This is a genomic window from Paenibacillus agilis (assembly GCF_007786455.1).
GTDB classification, from domain to species: Bacteria; Bacillota; Bacilli; order Paenibacillales; family Paenibacillaceae; genus Paenibacillus_B; species Paenibacillus_B agilis.
Genome location: NZ_VNJK01000001.1, coordinates 1,034,888 through 1,050,446, shown reverse-complemented (window position 1 = coordinate 1,050,446; position 15,559 = coordinate 1,034,888). Strand labels below are relative to the sequence as shown.

Sequence of the window (15,559 nt, the reverse complement as noted above, 5' to 3'; positions counted from 1 at the left end):
TTAATCATTTATTCAATTTTGAATATTTCGAATTAAATATGTTTAATTTTGAACAAAATAAGGAGTATACCAAAATGAGGGAAAAAGCGGAATACAGAAGCGCCATTCGTTCGAGGAACATGATTCGTCGTGCATTGGTAGAGCTAATGTTGGAGAAAGAATACCAAAAGATTACGATCAAAGATATTGTCGAGCGAGCTGATATTAGCCGCGGAACATTTTATGCCCATTATTCGGATGTACATGCTGTCATTGAACAAATCGAAAATGAAATTATGGAGAAGATGATTGAATTTCTCGATGAATTCAAACATACCGATCTCATTCAAAATATGATGCCTTTCTTAGCGAAAGTGTCGAATTTCCTAGGTCAAGATATTGAATTTTACCGCATGCTCATTGCTGTTGATGCGGCAAGCACATTTATGACGAAGGTTAAGGCTGTTCTAATCGAGAGCCTGCTCAGCTATGAACGAAAGACCAATTCGGTTCAAGAACGTGAAGCGTTTATTCTACACGTTAACTTCTTCGCAAGCGGCCTCGTTGCCATGTATCAAGACTGGTTCGAAGGAAAACTCAATGGTTCCCTCGATGACTTGGCAGCATCGGTCAGCCGTATTATGGTGCAAGGGTTTCAGCCTTTTTTGTTACCATCATCGAAATAAGTGCAAATAAGCCAAACGGTACACCGGGATTTTATCCTGATGATCGTTTGGCTTATTCTAGCTTACCTTCTATATAAAAACACGATAAATACTAGAATATATTACCTGTCTATATTGGTACGGTTAGTATAGAATACAAGCAAGTATCAGACATCCACTTTTTTCTACCATTCTCCTAAGAGCTATTCAACATTTCCGCTGCTTTTTACAATTAATCTGACAGATGTGCTTTGAGCAAAATAATGCTAGCGAACTTTTGGAATCTGATAAGGGGGTGATCGAAGAACCTCGAATCATTGATGTATCTTTGTGTTAAGGCATCATCAAACCCATTCCAAGGAGGAAAAGTCAAATGAAAAAAGTAAGTTTTGGTCTAATTGCGATTATTATGCTTCTCGTATTTGCAACAAGCGCATTTGCAGCAACTGCTTCCGCTAGTTCAACAAGAACGGTTACAGGTGTTACCACGCATACAGGCGGTAATCTTGCCCTTGACTATTCCGCTTACGATTCTCGTATTCACGGTTGGATGTATATCGAAATTTATCGGGTTACAACTTCGGGTGATGTCGCGATCAATGCAGCTAGCGTTGAAGGAGGACGGCCTACCGATAACGGCATTCGCAGCGGCACTGTTTATTCGGATAATCAACCCGCAGGTACTTACAAATACGTCATTACAATTCCATCTAACTGGATGGGACCAAGTGTCTCTTGGCGCACGTATTAGATTAAAATAGAAACGAACCGTAACATGTTCGCATGCGAGCTTGTACTTGATACTTGTACTTACATTTGCATTTAAATTTACAACTGCACTTACACTCGTATACATTCGCATAAACAAATTATATTTTTCAGTTCTCATTGTAAACGAAGGGGACTGTCTCAAAAGGAATAAGCCATCTAGATAGACAGCCCCTTGCTTTGTTTCGTCTTCGTAACAACGACTCTCTCAATTACAGCAATGGCAAATCGTAATCATTAGCGCCCAATAGCCCAGATTCCCCCAACACCTAGGCTCATTAGACAGATCCGAAACAGCTCCGAATCAGTCCCCATGAACGTAACGGTTGCCACAGAGGCTATTTGATAGCAATCTACTCATTTTAAAATGTAAAGGTCGCCAGCGAGCTTATTTGTTATTGATAGCGATATCATTCACTACATGTGCTAAAATAAGCGCGCTCACGACCGTTAAAAATGAAAGATGAACGATTTCACGTTAATAACGTCAATAGCGACCGTTAGATGAACCACCTCGGCATATCGCAATGCGAAATCCAACATGGCCACTGTCATTGTGCGCTTTCATGGGCTTTTATCTGCTTTTATGCGCTCCCCATCGAATCATACCAGAAGATACATAGTTGCAAACTATAATTATCAATGTTATATTACTTGATACATCAATAGTTGACCCCTCAATTATTGAGTACTCAAACAATTTGGATGGCGTGGAGATATAGCTCTACAATGAAGTCGTTCGTATGTTTACGCTCTCAGGAGGCTCGAAGGCATGACACGTAATGATTGCACGGAGCAGCAGATATTGACTCTGCTTAACGGATTGTGCAACAAGATCCACCACAAATTCGAACATTGTACGGGCATAAGCTCGTCCCGACTCGAAATTTTGCACGAACTGTGCGGGGGGATTGAGGTCAAACAGTCCATGTTACAAAAGCATATTAACATCGACAATGCTGCTATTACTCGTCATCTCAAGCAACTTGAAGCTGAGGGCATGGTGACGAGACGCAAAAATCCTGACGATAATCGCGAAACCTTTGTTCGTTTATCTGATGAAGGGCTTGAAAAAATCGAAGGCTACAAAATAGAAAAAGAAAATTTCATTCGCCAGATTTTGAAGGACTTCGATGATAAAGAAATTCCAATACTGGCCGATTTTCTCGAACGAATGAAACACAACATTTCAATTAATAAGGAGCTGTAATATATCATGAGCAAATTTCAAAAAACAAATGACTTTAAGGAAATCACATATGGTCGTCGTTCTGTAAAAGAATATGACCCTGAGGTGAAAATCAGCAAAGAGGAAATGACCGCAATTCTTGAAGGTGCTACGAAAGCTCCGTCCTCTGTTAACATGCAGCCTTGGCGCTTTGTCGTTATCGAAAGTAAGGAAGGCAAAGAAAAGCTAGCTCCGTTGGCAAAATTCAATCAGACACAGGTTCTCACCTCTTCTGCCGTTATAGCTGTATTCGCGGATATGGAAAATGCGTCGTACATGGATGAAATATTCAGTAAATCCATAGAACTTGGTTATTTGCCGAAAGAAATGAAAGATGTGGTAATGAATATGTACAAACCATACTACGATACGATTTCTGCGGCGGATTTGCGCGATGTTAACTTTATCGATGGTGGACTTGTATCGATGCAATTGATGCTAGTTGCCCGTGCACATGGCTATGATACGAATGCAATTGGCGGTTATGAAAAAGATAAAATTGCTGAAGCTTTTGATATGGACAAAGAGCGTTACCAACCAATCATGCTAATCAGCATCGGAAAAACAGCCAAAGAGGGATACCCTTCCTATCGTTTGCCTGTTGAAACAGTAGCGACTTGGAAATAAATTCGATACATTAACCGTGGAATATCGTTATCGCTGCTATTAATTTCAAATTTACTTCGTGCTTCAAACCGACTCCAGCCTTACGGCCAGGGTCGGTTTTTTAGTTCATGCTCACCTACCGCATATCCACTCAAAATAAAAACGCAACCTACATTGGCTGCGTCTTGTGTCTTAGTTGGAAATACAAATGAAACTGACATACCAAATTCGTTATGCTCACCAACGATATTACAGCTAGAAAAATAACAAGAGACGGCATCGCCATCCATAGTCCACTCAAAGGTACAACGCGCCCGCCGCCAATAAAGGCAGCGATTGGTGACAAGAACAAGAGAAGCAAAGCAGGAAGTAAACTCACGATCGAGGAAGTAATCAACCTCACTATCGTAACCCTCTTCTTTTTTCGGTTCCTATGGATGAATCCATACACGCCCCAAATGACGGTTGCAAGGATCAGCAACATCATAGCCATCTCCATATTTCTACTGTTAAAGGCAGAGGGTTCGGCATTCTCTCCCATCATAATTTCAACTACTCCGTTAACAATAGCAGTGTAGTCAACAAAAGCATTCAACCCCGTTGTAAACAACATCGTTATGCCCAACTGCTGATCCACAAAAATGACCTCTTCCGCCTTGTAGGTCCAGAAAATACCGCCATGGGAAATCGTCAATCGTCTGGCCCCAACGCTTATCCTTACCTGCTATCCAGCCCATTCCATATGGACCTATTTGTCCTGCTGCATGATATTGATCCATAAGCTCCGGGGCAAGAAGACGGCCATTATATTGAGCAACCATCCATTTTGCCATATCTTCTGCCGTGGAAATAATGCCTGCAGGACCATCAATAAACCAAGAAGGCTCAGTTCTGCTAATCGATTGACCGAATACAAGATAATGTCCCCATGGAACAGCAGGATGCTCATTCATTTGCTGTGTCGAACTTACATTGAACGTCTGGTCCATCTTCAACGGCTCAAAAATATTCTTTTCCAGATAAGCAGTAAAACTTTGTCCGCTCACTTTCTCCACAAGCAGCGCTAAGTATTGATAATTTGGATTATGATAGCTATACGCTTCACCGGGATCATGTGCAAGCTTAACCTTGTCCAACGATGCGTAGATCTCCTTCAGCGCTTCGTATTGTACAAAGCGTGTCATATCAGGATTTACTTTGTCATTCAGACCACTCGTTTGATTCAGCAGCTGTCGGACCGTTATCTGGTGGACACGCTCGTCTATAGGCGATAAATCTGAGGTACCCGAGAAATAGGAGGAATACGGCGCATCGAGATCGATTTTCCCCTTTTCCACCAATTGCAGCACAGCTAGCGCCGTAAACGATTTGCTTAAGGAAGCAATAGGCAAAGGAGTACTCCCCGTTATTGCGCCCGCCTCGGAAACACCACCATAACCTGTTGCATAAAACACACGATCGTTATTGGCTATGGCTAGAGATGCCCCTTTAATATTATTCATTTTCATCGTTTCGACGACATACTCATCGATTTGTTTCAGGACTTCATCTTTGTTACGAACTTCAATAGCGAGAACTGAGTTTGCGAAACTAAACCCAAGCAGCATCAAACAACATAAGCATAGAATCAATTTCTTTTGCGAAATGGCCATCTTAACACTCCTTATCTATGTGATAAGAAGAAGTTACATGATAGTTTTCAACTATTTATCAACTCCGCAAACAAAACATGCCGTTACTCTTCCGCCGCCAGAGGAACTGTTTTCGATATGCAAGCTACCACCGTGCTTTTCGCATAGCACATGGCAAATATACAGTCCCAGCCCATGATGCACATTGGCCTCCCATACCTCGTCCCGATAAAAAGGAAGCTGTGCCTTTTGCAACGCTTCAACAGAAAAACCAATACCATCATCCATGACCGTTATAGAAAAGTGACCATTATCGATTTCATAATGAACATTTACATGACTCTCCGCATAACGCACACTATTCGCAATCAAATTTTCAAACACTTGCATCACCATATGCTTATCGACAACCACTGTTTTCGAATCTGTTTTAATGGACGAACTCACCGTCTTGCCACTGCGCTCTGCAATTTGATGGGCACTATCGTTCAATAAAGAAATGAACAGTTCCACTTCCATCTCAACGCGATGTACAGGCATGTCCTCCAGCTTCTGAATCGAGTTCATCGCCTCTGTGTAACGTTCAAGACGAACAATATGAACGTTCATCGTTTGGATCGTATCCAACAGCTTTTCCTCGGGTATTTTATTTTGAGGCAAATAAGCAGTGAGAAATTCAGAATATCCTTTTAAAACAGAAAGTGGTGTCCTCAGATCATGCGCAAAAATAGCATTCAGCTGCTTCCGTTCCTCAACCGAACGCCAAAGCACTCGATGATTGGCCTCCAATTGGCTTCGCATCTTCTCAAACGCTTGGCATAGCTTCCCCATCTCATCTTTATGATCATAAGAAATATGGAAATCCAAATCATTTTCCGAAATATTTTCCGATCCCTTCATCAGCATGTCCAGCGGCGTTTTCAGTTTCCATTTATAAAAGACGATGGCCATCGCCACGATAGCTACAGCAACCGTTACAAGTATAGTCGCAATAAGTACATACAACACCCAATCATCGTCTGAGGGGTGGCTCGCAAACTGCCGTCGCAACCTTTCCGCCCATTCGAATTCCAATACAATGATAGTTGAGACCATCATAAGTGTAAGGCTGCATAGCAAGATAAAGGATTGAAGCAGAGATAACTGTTTTAGCTTCAATCGCAGCCAATTGATCATTTTCGCCATTTATACCCTACTCCCCAGACGGTTTCAATCCACCTTTCGCCGCCATGTTCTTTCAACTTCGAACGAATTCGACGGATATGTTCCGCTATCACAGCACTGTCGCCTTGCTCGTCCAAGCCCCAAACCTTTTCATAAATACGTTCCTTGTCAAATATCATGCCAGGATGAGTGGATAACAGTTCGATAATATCAAACTCTTTTTTCGGAAATGAAAATTGCGTGCCACCGCAGTACATCACACGCGCCGAATAATCTACTACGATATCCCCACTGAATTTTACCGCTGCTTTATTGTGGCTTCGCATTTCCCGGCGCAAATGAGCCTCCACTCTAGCACCCAATTCATGAATGCTGAACGGCTTGACGATATAATCGTCTCCTCCTGCTTGAAAACCTACAATTTTATCCGCATCCTCTACACGAGCACTTAAAAATAAAATAGGACAGGAGACAAATCGCCGAATCTTCCTGCATAATTCAAGACCATTCAGTTCAGGCATATTAATATCTAGTAAAATAAGATCCGGTTGCTCTTCCGTTTTCCGTAGCGCCTCATTACCATCCTTCGCCGTCAGCACGAAATACCCGTTCATTTCAAAATAATCCGTCAGCAGTTTTCTAAGATCCGCTTCATCATCGATAATTAATATTTTTTTCATAGGCCGTACGTCTCCCTCACTTTGCATCCAGTCCAGCATAACAAAAATAGAGCCACATCCCAACGGTCGATCTTCCACTCAGAGAATGGACGTACGAAATCGTCAAGTATGGCTCTATGTAGATTTACAAAAGTATAAATGTTTAAAAACATTATTATGTAGGTTAATTATGTTAATATAAACCGCCCTAGCTCTCCTGCCTCAGCTTGTTCCAAAATCGCAAGTAGAAAAGACTCTGCTAAGCTATTTTTCATAATAACCTCTCTAGCTTCAGCAAAAGTAAACCACTCTGCCTGCTCAACTTCCTCATTGATTTGCATAACCGCCTCATTGTTCACCACAGAGACGAAATTTAACATCAGCGTATTCGTACGTTCGAAATAACGGCTTCGCATGTACTTATACTCATCCACATGCAGCCCCACTTCTTCCTTAACCTCACGAATCAGCGCCTCTTCCGCCGCTTCTCCTCGATTAACATAACCAGCAAGTAAGCTGTAATCCTTCATCTTATACTGTCTAAGCAATAGCACCTTGTTTCTTTCTTGATTCAAAATAGCTGTGCTAATCGCCGTACTGAAGATCGGAAAGCGAAATGCCTGACATGAGTCACAATACGGGATTATTCCCTCTCCTTCACATTCCTTAGAACGTAACTTCGTTCCGCAAGCATAACAATAATTCATTCCTAGTTCACCTGCATTCTATAGCTTTAAGTCCTTTTATTATAGCAGTTAGAGTATCACAAACAATGTGACTAACACCTCGCAATACGAGTCGAAACCAAACTTATTTCTCCATCATTTTGATGACCTTCATCATCATTCGCGCTGCAACAGAATGTCCTGTATATTGATTAACCGTGCCCGTAAAATACAGATCCGTCTCCTCATGATAAAAAGCAAATGCACCAGATTGTCCCCAGTGCCCAACGATCCCCTTTTTCCAATTAAACATAGCAATCGGCTGCTTACATATACCGATTCCATAGTAAAAGAGTCCTGGGCCAAATAATAGATTCCATTGGGAAGTCAATTCTGCGAGATCTGTTTTAGGAAAAAGCCGTCCGTTAAAAAATGCTTTTAAAAATAGCATGGAGTCCTGCGCAGTGGAAACAATTCCACCTTCAGAAGCAATCGAGGATATATAATGAGGCAAATACAGTGGTTGTTTTTTATAATAAATAGGAACCGGGCGCACATCGTTCACATCTTCAAATACATATGTCTTGGCCAACTGCAATTCATCAAAAATGAAGGCTTGAAATACCTCATGAATGCTCTGACCCGTAATGTTCTCAACAATCGTACCAAGCAGATGAAAGTTGGGGTCCGAATAGTGTGCTTTTCCTTTTTGACCCGGTTTAAATGAAGGCTTCTTGCTCTTGATTACATCTAAAGTCTTATCGAGCGACCACGCCTGATCTTTTCCACTTATTAACTCCGAGACGAATTCAGATGTAAAGTACGTAGGAATACCCGACGTATTAGACAATAAATGCTTGATCGTAATATCGTTGCTGTAATCAACTCCATCCTGTACATGGAGTTTGTTCATGATTTCCTGAGAGAGGTATCGGGAGATTTTGTCTTCAAGCTGCAGTTGTCCTTTCGAGCGTAATTTTAGCAGCACAGCTGTGACATACATTTTCGTAATACTTGCGATAAAATACGGGGTTTCCGCTTGAATGTTACCCGCTCCACTGACGAGCGATAACGATCCATCTCCTTTTTCCACACATATCACAGCACCGTAAATATGTTTCTTTTGGATCGCTTGAGCCACGAGATCATCCAGCAGCGACTGGGTTAGTTCCTTTTTCATTGAATGCTAACGCCCCTCTCTCGGTTTCATTCTCGAGTACATCTTAATCAAATCCATATCAGCAAACATACATTCTTATCTCACGTTCAGTAATAACCCATTCAGCAATGATTACTTTCGCTTCTTACATATATATCAGCAAGTCTCCTCTTTAGACGAATGCAATTGCCATTGTCCACTCCGCTCAATTTTCTTCTCTAACCAACTTCCGTTGTGCTGCCCTTAGCCACATTGATCAAACAAAAAACACGACCCATTGGATCGTGTAACGTTGGTGTTAAGGAGTATGTCTGCAAGCTGATTAACTACAGCTAAAGGCTTGCTCGCTAGTTAATTACTTTACATACTTCAAAGAAATAATGTGATTAATTCCGATTTTTTCGGCTTTCTTCTGAGGAATAGATTTCCGTTTATATTCTTGGAAGCCTAGCTTTTGGTATAAGTTCATGGCAGGCATATTCGTATCCGCTACTTCTTCAATGAGAAATTGATCAAAAGGGACATTTTCAACCATATGACGGATGATCGCACTTGCCGCTCCCTGTCCTCTGCATTCAGGAGCAGTTCCAACAAACTCGATTGAACCATGTGTGGAAATAGGAGCATCCGTTGTTGTCTTTACTGCCTTGGTTGCTTCAAATTCTTTTTTCAAAATAACTCCAGCAAGTGTTCCCTTAACTAGCCCCAAATGCTTACGCAGTTCCTTTGAGTTTAGCTTTACCGAAGAAGCCGTACCGTCTGTACACGCGGCCATAGCAGTAATTTTACGTTCATCTGTTACAGCGACATAAAATTGATTTAACACGAACATATGAGCAAAAGCTCTTGCAATTGCCTGATTATCCTTGGAAAAATAGCCAAGCCACTGCGAAAATCCATCCGCAAAAATTTGAGACATTTGTGGCCTTGGATCAAATTCTAATTGGTCCGCTCTAATCACGGTAAACATATACGCTTATTCCCCTTCCTTATAGAGAAATGAAGTGAGCGCAACTGGAGAGGGCATCTGAAAATTGTGCTGCAGCATCATTTTCATAGCAGCTAGCCCATGTATCGTTGAATAGAACAACAAAACCATTTCATCCGGATTTCCTGAACGAAATTCACCCCGTTCCTGACCTCTTTTAATAAGCTTGGCTGTTGCAGCAAATAATTGCTCACTAACCCGGGTTACCTCGACATGATTTACAGCTGCTCCCCCTCCCGTCAAAAACGACTGCTGCATAAGGATCAGTAAATTAGCAAATTGTTCGCCTGTCATCATATCGTTGTATATTTCATGTACAAACTGATCCATTGCTTGCTTAGGTGAAACCTCATTTGACTCAAAGTACTCCATCTGCTGAGCCATGCCTGCAAGTGCGAAATCCACCAATTCGTTAAACAATTTCTCCTTCGACTTGTAGTGCCGATACAGAAGTCCGATGCTAATCCCAGCTGCATCCGCAATATCCTGCACATTCGTAGAACCAAATCCTTTTTGTACGAACAGCTGCATGGCTGCCGCTTGTATTTTCTCTCTTGTTGCAATTCGCATCTGTTCATACTGTTCCTTCGTGCGTGGCATGATACAACCTCTTTTTTTGAGTGAGTTTTTACTCATTATAAAAAAGTATGCTTCAGAGATCAATCGGAAAGATCAATATTTGCTCTCAGCGTACAAAGAAAATAGTTTCATACAAACTCCTATATGGTACAATCTGTAAACGTTTGCTATTATGTTGTTTGTTCGCAATTATAAATAAAAGGGGAGTAAACGATGAATAAACCAATGTTCAATAGATGGACATTCTCGCTAGCACTTGTTCTCGCGGTTGGAATGTTCGGCACTACAGCAGGAACTAGCATAGCAAAGCCCGCCTCTGCTTCCGAACAAGTTGAAGCACAAACGGTAGAAGTTAAGTCTAAGTCCGGGAAGAAATCAAAAAAGTCCAAACCTAAATCCGGATCCTCAAACAAATCAAAAAAACCTAAATCAAAATCAAAAAAAGTTAAACCAAAACAAGAGCAAGAAACGGTGTACTATAAAAACTGTACTGCTGCACGCAATGCTGGTGCGGCCCCACTGTACGAAGGTGATCCAGGCTATCGAGTGAAACTTGATCGAGATAAAGACGGAGTAGCTTGTGAATAAGTAATGATCTTATACAAAAGCCACAGGATGAGAGATAGTTAATCCTCTCTAAGCCTGTGGCTTCTTCAATACTAAGCTAGCTTATGCTCGCCTCTTATTAACCGTTTTGTTCAATAATTTCTCTAGATCTTCTTTAGTAAAATGGTACGTTTCATTACAGAAATGACAATTGGCTTCAGCCTGTCCATCTGTCTGAATCATATCTTGAATCTCTTCACTTCCTAAACTGATAATGGCATTGGAAACTCTTTCTTTGGAGCATTGACATTGGAATTGTACCGGCATTCTCTCTAATAATTTCACGTTCCCTACACCCAGTACTTGCTCAAGTATTTGTTCCGGAGTCAATCCTTGCTCCAGCATCAAAGGAATGGGATCGATCACTTTAAGACGCTCTTCAATCTCGCTCATGATCTCAACTTTTGCGCCGGGCATCAGTTGAACGATGAAACCTCCGGCTGCTTGAATCGTATGATCGGGATTAACAAGAACACCAACCCCTACAGTAGATGGCGATTGTTCCGAAAGAATAAGATAAGAAATAAAATCTTCTCCTATCTCACCCGATATCACAGGAATTTGTCCCACGAAAGGTTGCTTCAATCCTACGTCTTTGGATACTGTCAGCGTTCCATCTATCCCTACTGCTCGTGGCACATCCAAATATCCCTGATCATTACGATCGAAATGAACTTGAGGATTGGTGACATATCCTCTAATTTCCCCTTTGCCGTTTGCGTCTACTAGAATCGTTCCAATTGGACCTCCTCCAGCAATTTTCACGGTTAAGTGCTCCTCATCCTTGAGCATAGCACCGAGCATCGCACCAGCAGTCATTGCACGTCCGAGAGCATCCGAAGCAGTTGGCGATGTATGATGACGACGTTGAGCCTCTCCGATGGCTACGGTTGTATGGACTGCATAGGCACGTACTTGATTATCTAGTGCTAGCGCTTTTACTACATAATCCTTCATTTCTTTGTCCCTTCTTCTATGGCAATTTTATAATAATTCCTTAGCCAGTAATCGATACACATTCAGGCGCTTCTCTTGTGAATGAGGAATGCTGCAAATCATCGCTTCATCAAAACCGTATCTATCTTGCTCTTCCAGTAACAGAGTTGCAATTTCTTTCGCTGATCCCACTAGATGAATGTTTCGATTTTGCTTAATTATCATTCGATCCATTTCCGTCAACGGATAATCACGAGCTTCTTCCGGTGTCAACAATTGATCTATCTTGCCTTTCATAAATCTTAAGCGCCAAATATCTTGAGGCAATGCCTCAAACTCAGCTTCTTCTTTTGTTTCCGCTGTTGTCACCATATAGGATACGTTGATTTCCGGTTTCTCCATAAAAGCGGAAGGCTGGAAATTGTGTCTGTATGCATCTAAAATCTCCTTACTCAACTCACCATTGAAAAATTGTGCAAAGGAATAACCAACACCCCTTTGCCCAGCCTGAACAGCACTGTTACCGCTAGAACCCAACAGCCAAGCTTCTGGCAAGACAACGTGAGACGGTGTTGCAATGGTCTTTTTATACAAGTCAACTTCGGGTACTTCGTCGTTAATCAACTGAAGTGCAGTATCAAATTTTTCATACATATTGCTTGTCATCGGTCTGCGCCCTTCCGATAAAGCATATATAGAGTCGTTATCCCCTCCGGGAGCTCGACCAACGCCAAAATCTATGCGGCCCGGTGAAAACGCACTTAGCGTTTTAAACACCTCAGCCAGTTTCAATGGGGAATAATGCATCATCATCACTCCCCCAGTTCCCATACGGATATTTTTCGTTTTAGCAGTCAAATGGGCGATCGTGACCTCAGGAGCTGAGCTTGCAAACACATTAGTTGCATGATGTTCTGCCATCCACATTCGATGGTAGCCTAATTCATCACCTAACACGGCTAACTCTTCCGCTTTTTTCAATGCTGCTGCTGCTTGATTCCCTCTCGTAATAGGGGCTTGGTCCAATATACTTAATCTCATCTGGCTGCTATCTCCCTTCCAATAAACTATTCTGTCTTGGAATCAATTTCCTTTTCTTTACTGATTTTATCCGGTGTTACATCATTTCCAAGTGCATCAAGCACGGTCAAACCAGAGAACGTGTTAACAACTTGTCCGCGAATTTCATGTAAGTAGTCTATACGCAATGAAATTTGCTCGACCCATTCCGCATTTGTCAAACCTTCTGCCCGTTCTTTTCTCGCTAATTCATTTATACGACCTAATATTTCTATCATCGTTTCTCTTCCTTTCCTTAAAGACCAAGTGTCAAATTATTTTCTCTAAACGTTCGTGTAAAACCGTGATGCGATAGAAATTTTTCCACATGTATTCCACCTGACTATGATGCATTTCCATTACATAACCATTTTTTCTTTAATCCATTGTTGCAGCAATTGTACTTTGGGCTGATAACCCACATTTATTTCTTCGTATAGGGATGCAATGGTTTGGCGCTTCAGCACCGTTTGCCAAGATGATTCGGCTTCCTGCATTAAGTCCGTTAACAAGCAGCATCCTTCCTCTTCCAGATCAAGCATGCCATGCATTACGCCACTAGACGAATAAAGAGATTGCTGTCCCTCTATAGCAAGATAAATATCGTATATCCGAATATCTTCAGCTTTTTTTCGCAGTTTAAATCCGCCTTTTACCCCTGGTACAGAAGTAATCAAGTTTGCACTGACTAACTTTCTCAACAATTTTTGAAAATACGTTGGGGAAGCTCCCAACTGTTGACTAATCGCTTCCCCAGGTAATACCGCTTTATCCGGCAACATGTTAAGAATAAGGATCGCATATACTGACTGCTCCACTCCCGTTTTCATCTGCATGAAGATCACCGCCTTTATTCAAATACATTTTTATATGGTTTTCACAACATCAATATTTATAACGCGGATAATAATTATCCACTTTATCTTAACTCATTGGTTACTAAAAGTAAACATTACTTCACTATCATCGTAAACAATAGAAAAAGAGTCATTGAAAAGGATAGTATGCATAAAATATGGACTGCTCATTTATCGCATTTTTGGACGTACTAACTCAGTCCAATGATTGATATACTTACGGAAATTCAATAGTGAGGAGTGTTTAAGAATGGATATGGTTCGTTACAAAATAAGAGAAGTGTTGGATAGTGACAAAATAAAAGCCTTTCTGAGTAAAGCGCGAATTGGGCATCTCGGGATGGTCGATGGTCAGCTGCCCTATGTTGTTCCGCTCAATTTTGTTTGGGCAAATGAGAAGCTTTATTTTCATGGAGCCACAGGCGGGAGACGCAATCAAGTCATGAGTATGAATCCAGAGGTCTGTTTTACGGTTTGTGAAGAATATGGAACCATTACCGATCCAGTGCCTGCTAAGACGGACACTGCATATATGAGTGTTATGATTTTTGGCAAAGCCGAACCCGTCGTTGATCTGGATGAAGCTACCTATATGTTGCAGGAGATGCTCCACAAATATGTGCCTGGTTATTATAACCGACCGTTGTCCAAGCAGCATGTAGACAAGTACAGGTCCGCAGTATTTAATAGTCCTGTTCAGGTATACCGAATTGATCCCTACCATATAACAGCGAAAGAAAATCCAATCGAAGAGGAAAAAATGTACGCACATCAGAACGATTAGGAGCATGCATATGATTACAACATCATCTTCACTGCGTGGCCGTGATTGGATATCTCCCACGATAGCTGCTCTTATATCAGTCATTGTCAACTATGGCGGGACATTTATTCTCGTGTTCCAGGCAGCAAAAGTAGCGGGATTGAGTCCTGAAATGACCGCTTCGTGGGTATTGTCGATTTCAGTGGGCGTGGGAATAACCGGTATTTGGCTAAGCTATCGATACCGTGAACCAATTATTACGGCTTGGTCAACACCAGGCGTAGCTTTTCTCGTTTCAGCTTTAGCGGTAACTCCATACACGGAAGTGATTGGCGCTTACATCATCTCTGCTATAGGGTTTATAGTTTTAGGGATATCGGGCATGTTCGAGCGTTTCGTCCGGCTTATTCCTTCAGGCATTGCTTCCGGTCTGCTGGCAGGTATTTTATTGCAGTTTGGTATTTCAGCATTCAGTGGTGCGGAAATTGACCCTTTGCTTGTCATTGTCCTTTTTGTTGCTTATGTACTATTAAGAAGGTTTACGTCCCGTTATGCTATTGTTGGTATTTTAGGAATCGGAGTTATTTACTTGATTAGTGTTGAGAATGTAGATTTCAGCACTATTAAATTGGCAATCGCGTCACCGGTATTTGTCTTTCCTGAGTTCTCGTTTCATGCTTTATTGAGCGTTGCATTGCCGCTGTTTATTATTACATTGACGGGACAATATATGCCTGGCATGCTCGTGCTGCGAAATGATGGCTTTAAAACGAGCGCGAATCCAATTCTGACAGTAACGGGACTAGGCTCACTCCTTACAGCACCGTTCGGCTCACATGCTTTTAATGTAGCAGCCATTACTGCAGCGATTTGTACAGGTAAAGACGCGCATGAGGATTCAACAAAACGTTATATTGCTGGAATTGCCTGTGGCATTTTTTACATCGTTGTCGGCCTATTTGGTGTGACGCTGGCTGCACTGTTTCTGATTCTTCCAGCCACTTTCATTGCGACTTTGGCGGGATTGGCACTGCTCGGAACAATTGGCAGCAGCCTTGCCAATGCTCTAACTGATCCCAAAGGACGTGAGACAGCTCTGATTACTTTTTTAGCAACGGCTGCAAATGTTACCTTACTTGGTGTTGGCGGTGCATTCTGGGGGCTTGTTGCAGGTTTGACCGCACATATTTTGATGCATAAATCAGAGGCACGAAAATGAATACAAGGACAGAAAGACTAAGCTTAGC

18 protein-coding genes and 1 pseudogene are annotated in these 15,559 nt (G+C 41.8%); 7 read left to right on the top strand and 12 right to left on the bottom strand.

The genetic code is table 11. The annotated features are described in order from the left end of the window. Positions 1-74 precede the first annotated feature (74 nt). The 4 genes from FPZ44_RS04515 to FPZ44_RS04500 all read left to right on the top strand — a co-directional run bounded on the left by FPZ44_RS04515 (position 75) and on the right by FPZ44_RS04500 (position 3,267). Positions 75-665 carry a TetR/AcrR family transcriptional regulator gene (locus FPZ44_RS04515; RefSeq protein WP_186785912.1) on the top strand — a complete coding sequence of 197 codons (591 nt, stop codon included), beginning with the start codon at positions 75-77 and terminating at the stop codon, positions 663-665. Between the two features lie 352 nt (positions 666-1,017). Then, a complete protein-coding gene (locus tag FPZ44_RS04510) occupies positions 1,018-1,395 on the top strand; it encodes a hypothetical protein (protein WP_144987807.1) in 378 nt (125 codons plus the stop codon). Between the two features lie 789 nt (positions 1,396-2,184). Then, entirely contained in the window at positions 2,185-2,622 is a 438-nt protein-coding gene (locus FPZ44_RS04505; protein ID WP_144987805.1) for a MarR family winged helix-turn-helix transcriptional regulator, read from the top strand. A gap of 6 nt (positions 2,623-2,628) precedes the next feature. After that, the gene (locus FPZ44_RS04500; protein ID WP_144987803.1) at positions 2,629-3,267 is read left to right on the top strand and encodes a nitroreductase family protein; all 639 of its coding nucleotides are present in this window, start codon (positions 2,629-2,631) and stop codon (positions 3,265-3,267) included. A 148-nt stretch (positions 3,268-3,415) separates the two neighbouring features. On the opposite strand, the gene FPZ44_RS26745 is transcribed toward FPZ44_RS04500, so the two are convergent. The 8 genes from FPZ44_RS26745 to FPZ44_RS04465 all read right to left on the bottom strand — a co-directional run bounded on the left by FPZ44_RS26745 (position 3,416) and on the right by FPZ44_RS04465 (position 10,112). Further along, on the bottom strand, positions 3,416-3,883 hold the full coding sequence (locus FPZ44_RS26745) for a hypothetical protein (protein WP_261378197.1): 468 nt from the start codon (positions 3,881-3,883) through the stop codon (positions 3,416-3,418). Continuing rightward, positions 3,825-4,898 carry a serine hydrolase domain-containing protein gene (locus FPZ44_RS04495; RefSeq protein WP_261378196.1) on the bottom strand — a complete coding sequence of 358 codons (1,074 nt, stop codon included), beginning with the start codon at positions 4,896-4,898 and terminating at the stop codon, positions 3,825-3,827. Before FPZ44_RS04495 ends, FPZ44_RS26745 begins: the two co-directional genes overlap by 59 nt. Positions 4,899-4,949: 51 nt before the next feature. After that, positions 4,950-6,062 carry a HAMP domain-containing sensor histidine kinase gene (locus tag FPZ44_RS04490; RefSeq protein WP_144987801.1) on the bottom strand — a complete coding sequence of 371 codons (1,113 nt, stop codon included), beginning with the start codon at positions 6,060-6,062 and terminating at the stop codon, positions 4,950-4,952. Next, positions 6,050-6,721, bottom strand: coding sequence for a response regulator transcription factor (locus FPZ44_RS04485; RefSeq protein WP_144987799.1), 672 nt, complete (start codon positions 6,719-6,721; stop codon positions 6,050-6,052). The genes FPZ44_RS04490 and FPZ44_RS04485 overlap by 13 nt, the downstream gene beginning before the upstream one ends. A gap of 167 nt (positions 6,722-6,888) precedes the next feature. Then, a complete protein-coding gene (locus FPZ44_RS04480; protein ID WP_144987796.1) occupies positions 6,889-7,407 on the bottom strand; it encodes an NUDIX domain-containing protein in 519 nt (172 codons plus the stop codon). A 103-nt stretch (positions 7,408-7,510) separates the two neighbouring features. Then, positions 7,511-8,545: a serine hydrolase domain-containing protein gene (locus FPZ44_RS04475; RefSeq protein WP_144987794.1), complete on the bottom strand. Its 1,035-nt coding sequence runs from the start codon at positions 8,543-8,545 to the stop codon at positions 7,511-7,513. Positions 8,546-8,879: 334 nt separating this feature from the next. Beyond that, on the bottom strand, positions 8,880-9,494 hold the full coding sequence (locus FPZ44_RS04470) for a GNAT family N-acetyltransferase (protein WP_144987792.1): 615 nt from the start codon (positions 9,492-9,494) through the stop codon (positions 8,880-8,882). A gap of 6 nt (positions 9,495-9,500) precedes the next feature. Beyond that, the gene (locus FPZ44_RS04465; RefSeq protein WP_144987790.1) at positions 9,501-10,112 is read right to left on the bottom strand and encodes a TetR/AcrR family transcriptional regulator; all 612 of its coding nucleotides are present in this window, start codon (positions 10,110-10,112) and stop codon (positions 9,501-9,503) included. Between the two features lie 450 nt (positions 10,113-10,562). On the opposite strand from FPZ44_RS04465, the pseudogene FPZ44_RS26740 reads away from it, so the two are divergent. After that, positions 10,563-10,679 (top strand): annotated as a pseudogene (locus FPZ44_RS26740) (excalibur calcium-binding domain-containing protein); the annotation flags it as partial. An 81-nt stretch (positions 10,680-10,760) separates the two neighbouring features. On the opposite strand, the gene hslO reads toward FPZ44_RS26740, so the two are convergent. The 4 genes from hslO to FPZ44_RS04440 form a co-directional block, all read right to left on the bottom strand. After that, complete coding sequence (gene hslO, locus FPZ44_RS04455) at positions 10,761-11,654, bottom strand: Hsp33 family molecular chaperone HslO (RefSeq protein ID WP_144987788.1); 894 nt, start codon at positions 11,652-11,654, stop codon at positions 10,761-10,763. Positions 11,655-11,681: 27 nt separating this feature from the next. Next, positions 11,682-12,674 (bottom strand): MsnO8 family LLM class oxidoreductase, encoded by a 993-nt coding sequence (locus FPZ44_RS04450; RefSeq protein WP_144987786.1) that lies wholly within the window; start codon positions 12,672-12,674, stop codon positions 11,682-11,684. A 26-nt stretch (positions 12,675-12,700) separates the two neighbouring features. Further along, entirely contained in the window at positions 12,701-12,931 is a 231-nt protein-coding gene (locus tag FPZ44_RS04445) for a DUF896 domain-containing protein (RefSeq protein ID WP_144987784.1), read from the bottom strand. Positions 12,932-13,051: 120 nt separating this feature from the next. Further along, complete coding sequence (locus tag FPZ44_RS04440; RefSeq protein ID WP_144987782.1) at positions 13,052-13,528, bottom strand: RrF2 family transcriptional regulator; 477 nt, start codon at positions 13,526-13,528, stop codon at positions 13,052-13,054. A gap of 271 nt (positions 13,529-13,799) precedes the next feature. Between FPZ44_RS04440 and FPZ44_RS04435 the strand changes: the two genes are divergently transcribed. Together FPZ44_RS04435 and FPZ44_RS04430 are read left to right on the top strand one after the other, a co-directional pair. Then, a complete protein-coding gene (locus tag FPZ44_RS04435; RefSeq protein WP_144987780.1) occupies positions 13,800-14,333 on the top strand; it encodes a pyridoxamine 5'-phosphate oxidase family protein in 534 nt (177 codons plus the stop codon). Positions 14,334-14,343: 10 nt separating this feature from the next. Next, entirely contained in the window at positions 14,344-15,531 is a 1,188-nt protein-coding gene (locus FPZ44_RS04430) for a benzoate/H(+) symporter BenE family transporter (protein ID WP_144987778.1), read from the top strand. Positions 15,532-15,559 lie beyond the last annotated feature (28 nt).

Bases quoted from the DNA above. Each gene is read 5' to 3' on its own strand.
- FPZ44_RS04450 (WP_144987786.1), bottom strand. From the start codon at position 12,674: ATGAGATTAAGTATATTGGACCAAGCCCCTATTACGAGAGGGAATCAA.
- FPZ44_RS04475 (WP_144987794.1), bottom strand. From the start codon at position 8,545: ATGAAAAAGGAACTAACCCAGTCGCTGCTGGATGATCTCGTGGCTCAA.
- FPZ44_RS04500 (WP_144987803.1), top strand. From the start codon at position 2,629: ATGAGCAAATTTCAAAAAACAAATGACTTTAAGGAAATCACATATGGT.
- FPZ44_RS04445 (WP_144987784.1), bottom strand. From the start codon at position 12,931: ATGATAGAAATATTAGGTCGTATAAATGAATTAGCGAGAAAAGAACGG.
- FPZ44_RS04515 (WP_186785912.1), top strand. From the start codon at position 75: ATGAGGGAAAAAGCGGAATACAGAAGCGCCATTCGTTCGAGGAACATG.
- hslO (WP_144987788.1), bottom strand. From the start codon at position 11,654: ATGAAGGATTATGTAGTAAAAGCGCTAGCACTAGATAATCAAGTACGT.
- FPZ44_RS04430 (WP_144987778.1), top strand. From the start codon at position 14,344: ATGATTACAACATCATCTTCACTGCGTGGCCGTGATTGGATATCTCCC.
- FPZ44_RS04490 (WP_144987801.1), bottom strand. From the start codon at position 6,062: ATGGCGAAAATGATCAATTGGCTGCGATTGAAGCTAAAACAGTTATCT.
- FPZ44_RS04435 (WP_144987780.1), top strand. From the start codon at position 13,800: ATGGATATGGTTCGTTACAAAATAAGAGAAGTGTTGGATAGTGACAAA.
- FPZ44_RS04470 (WP_144987792.1), bottom strand. From the start codon at position 9,494: ATGTTTACCGTGATTAGAGCGGACCAATTAGAATTTGATCCAAGGCCA.
- FPZ44_RS04510 (WP_144987807.1), top strand. From the start codon at position 1,018: ATGAAAAAAGTAAGTTTTGGTCTAATTGCGATTATTATGCTTCTCGTA.
- FPZ44_RS04485 (WP_144987799.1), bottom strand. From the start codon at position 6,721: ATGAAAAAAATATTAATTATCGATGATGAAGCGGATCTTAGAAAACTG.
- FPZ44_RS04505 (WP_144987805.1), top strand. From the start codon at position 2,185: ATGACACGTAATGATTGCACGGAGCAGCAGATATTGACTCTGCTTAAC.
- FPZ44_RS04480 (WP_144987796.1), bottom strand. From the start codon at position 7,407: ATGAATTATTGTTATGCTTGCGGAACGAAGTTACGTTCTAAGGAATGT.
- FPZ44_RS04465 (WP_144987790.1), bottom strand. From the start codon at position 10,112: ATGCCACGCACGAAGGAACAGTATGAACAGATGCGAATTGCAACAAGA.
- FPZ44_RS04495 (WP_261378196.1), bottom strand. From the start codon at position 4,898: ATGGCCATTTCGCAAAAGAAATTGATTCTATGCTTATGTTGTTTGATG.
- FPZ44_RS04440 (WP_144987782.1), bottom strand. From the start codon at position 13,528: ATGCAGATGAAAACGGGAGTGGAGCAGTCAGTATATGCGATCCTTATT.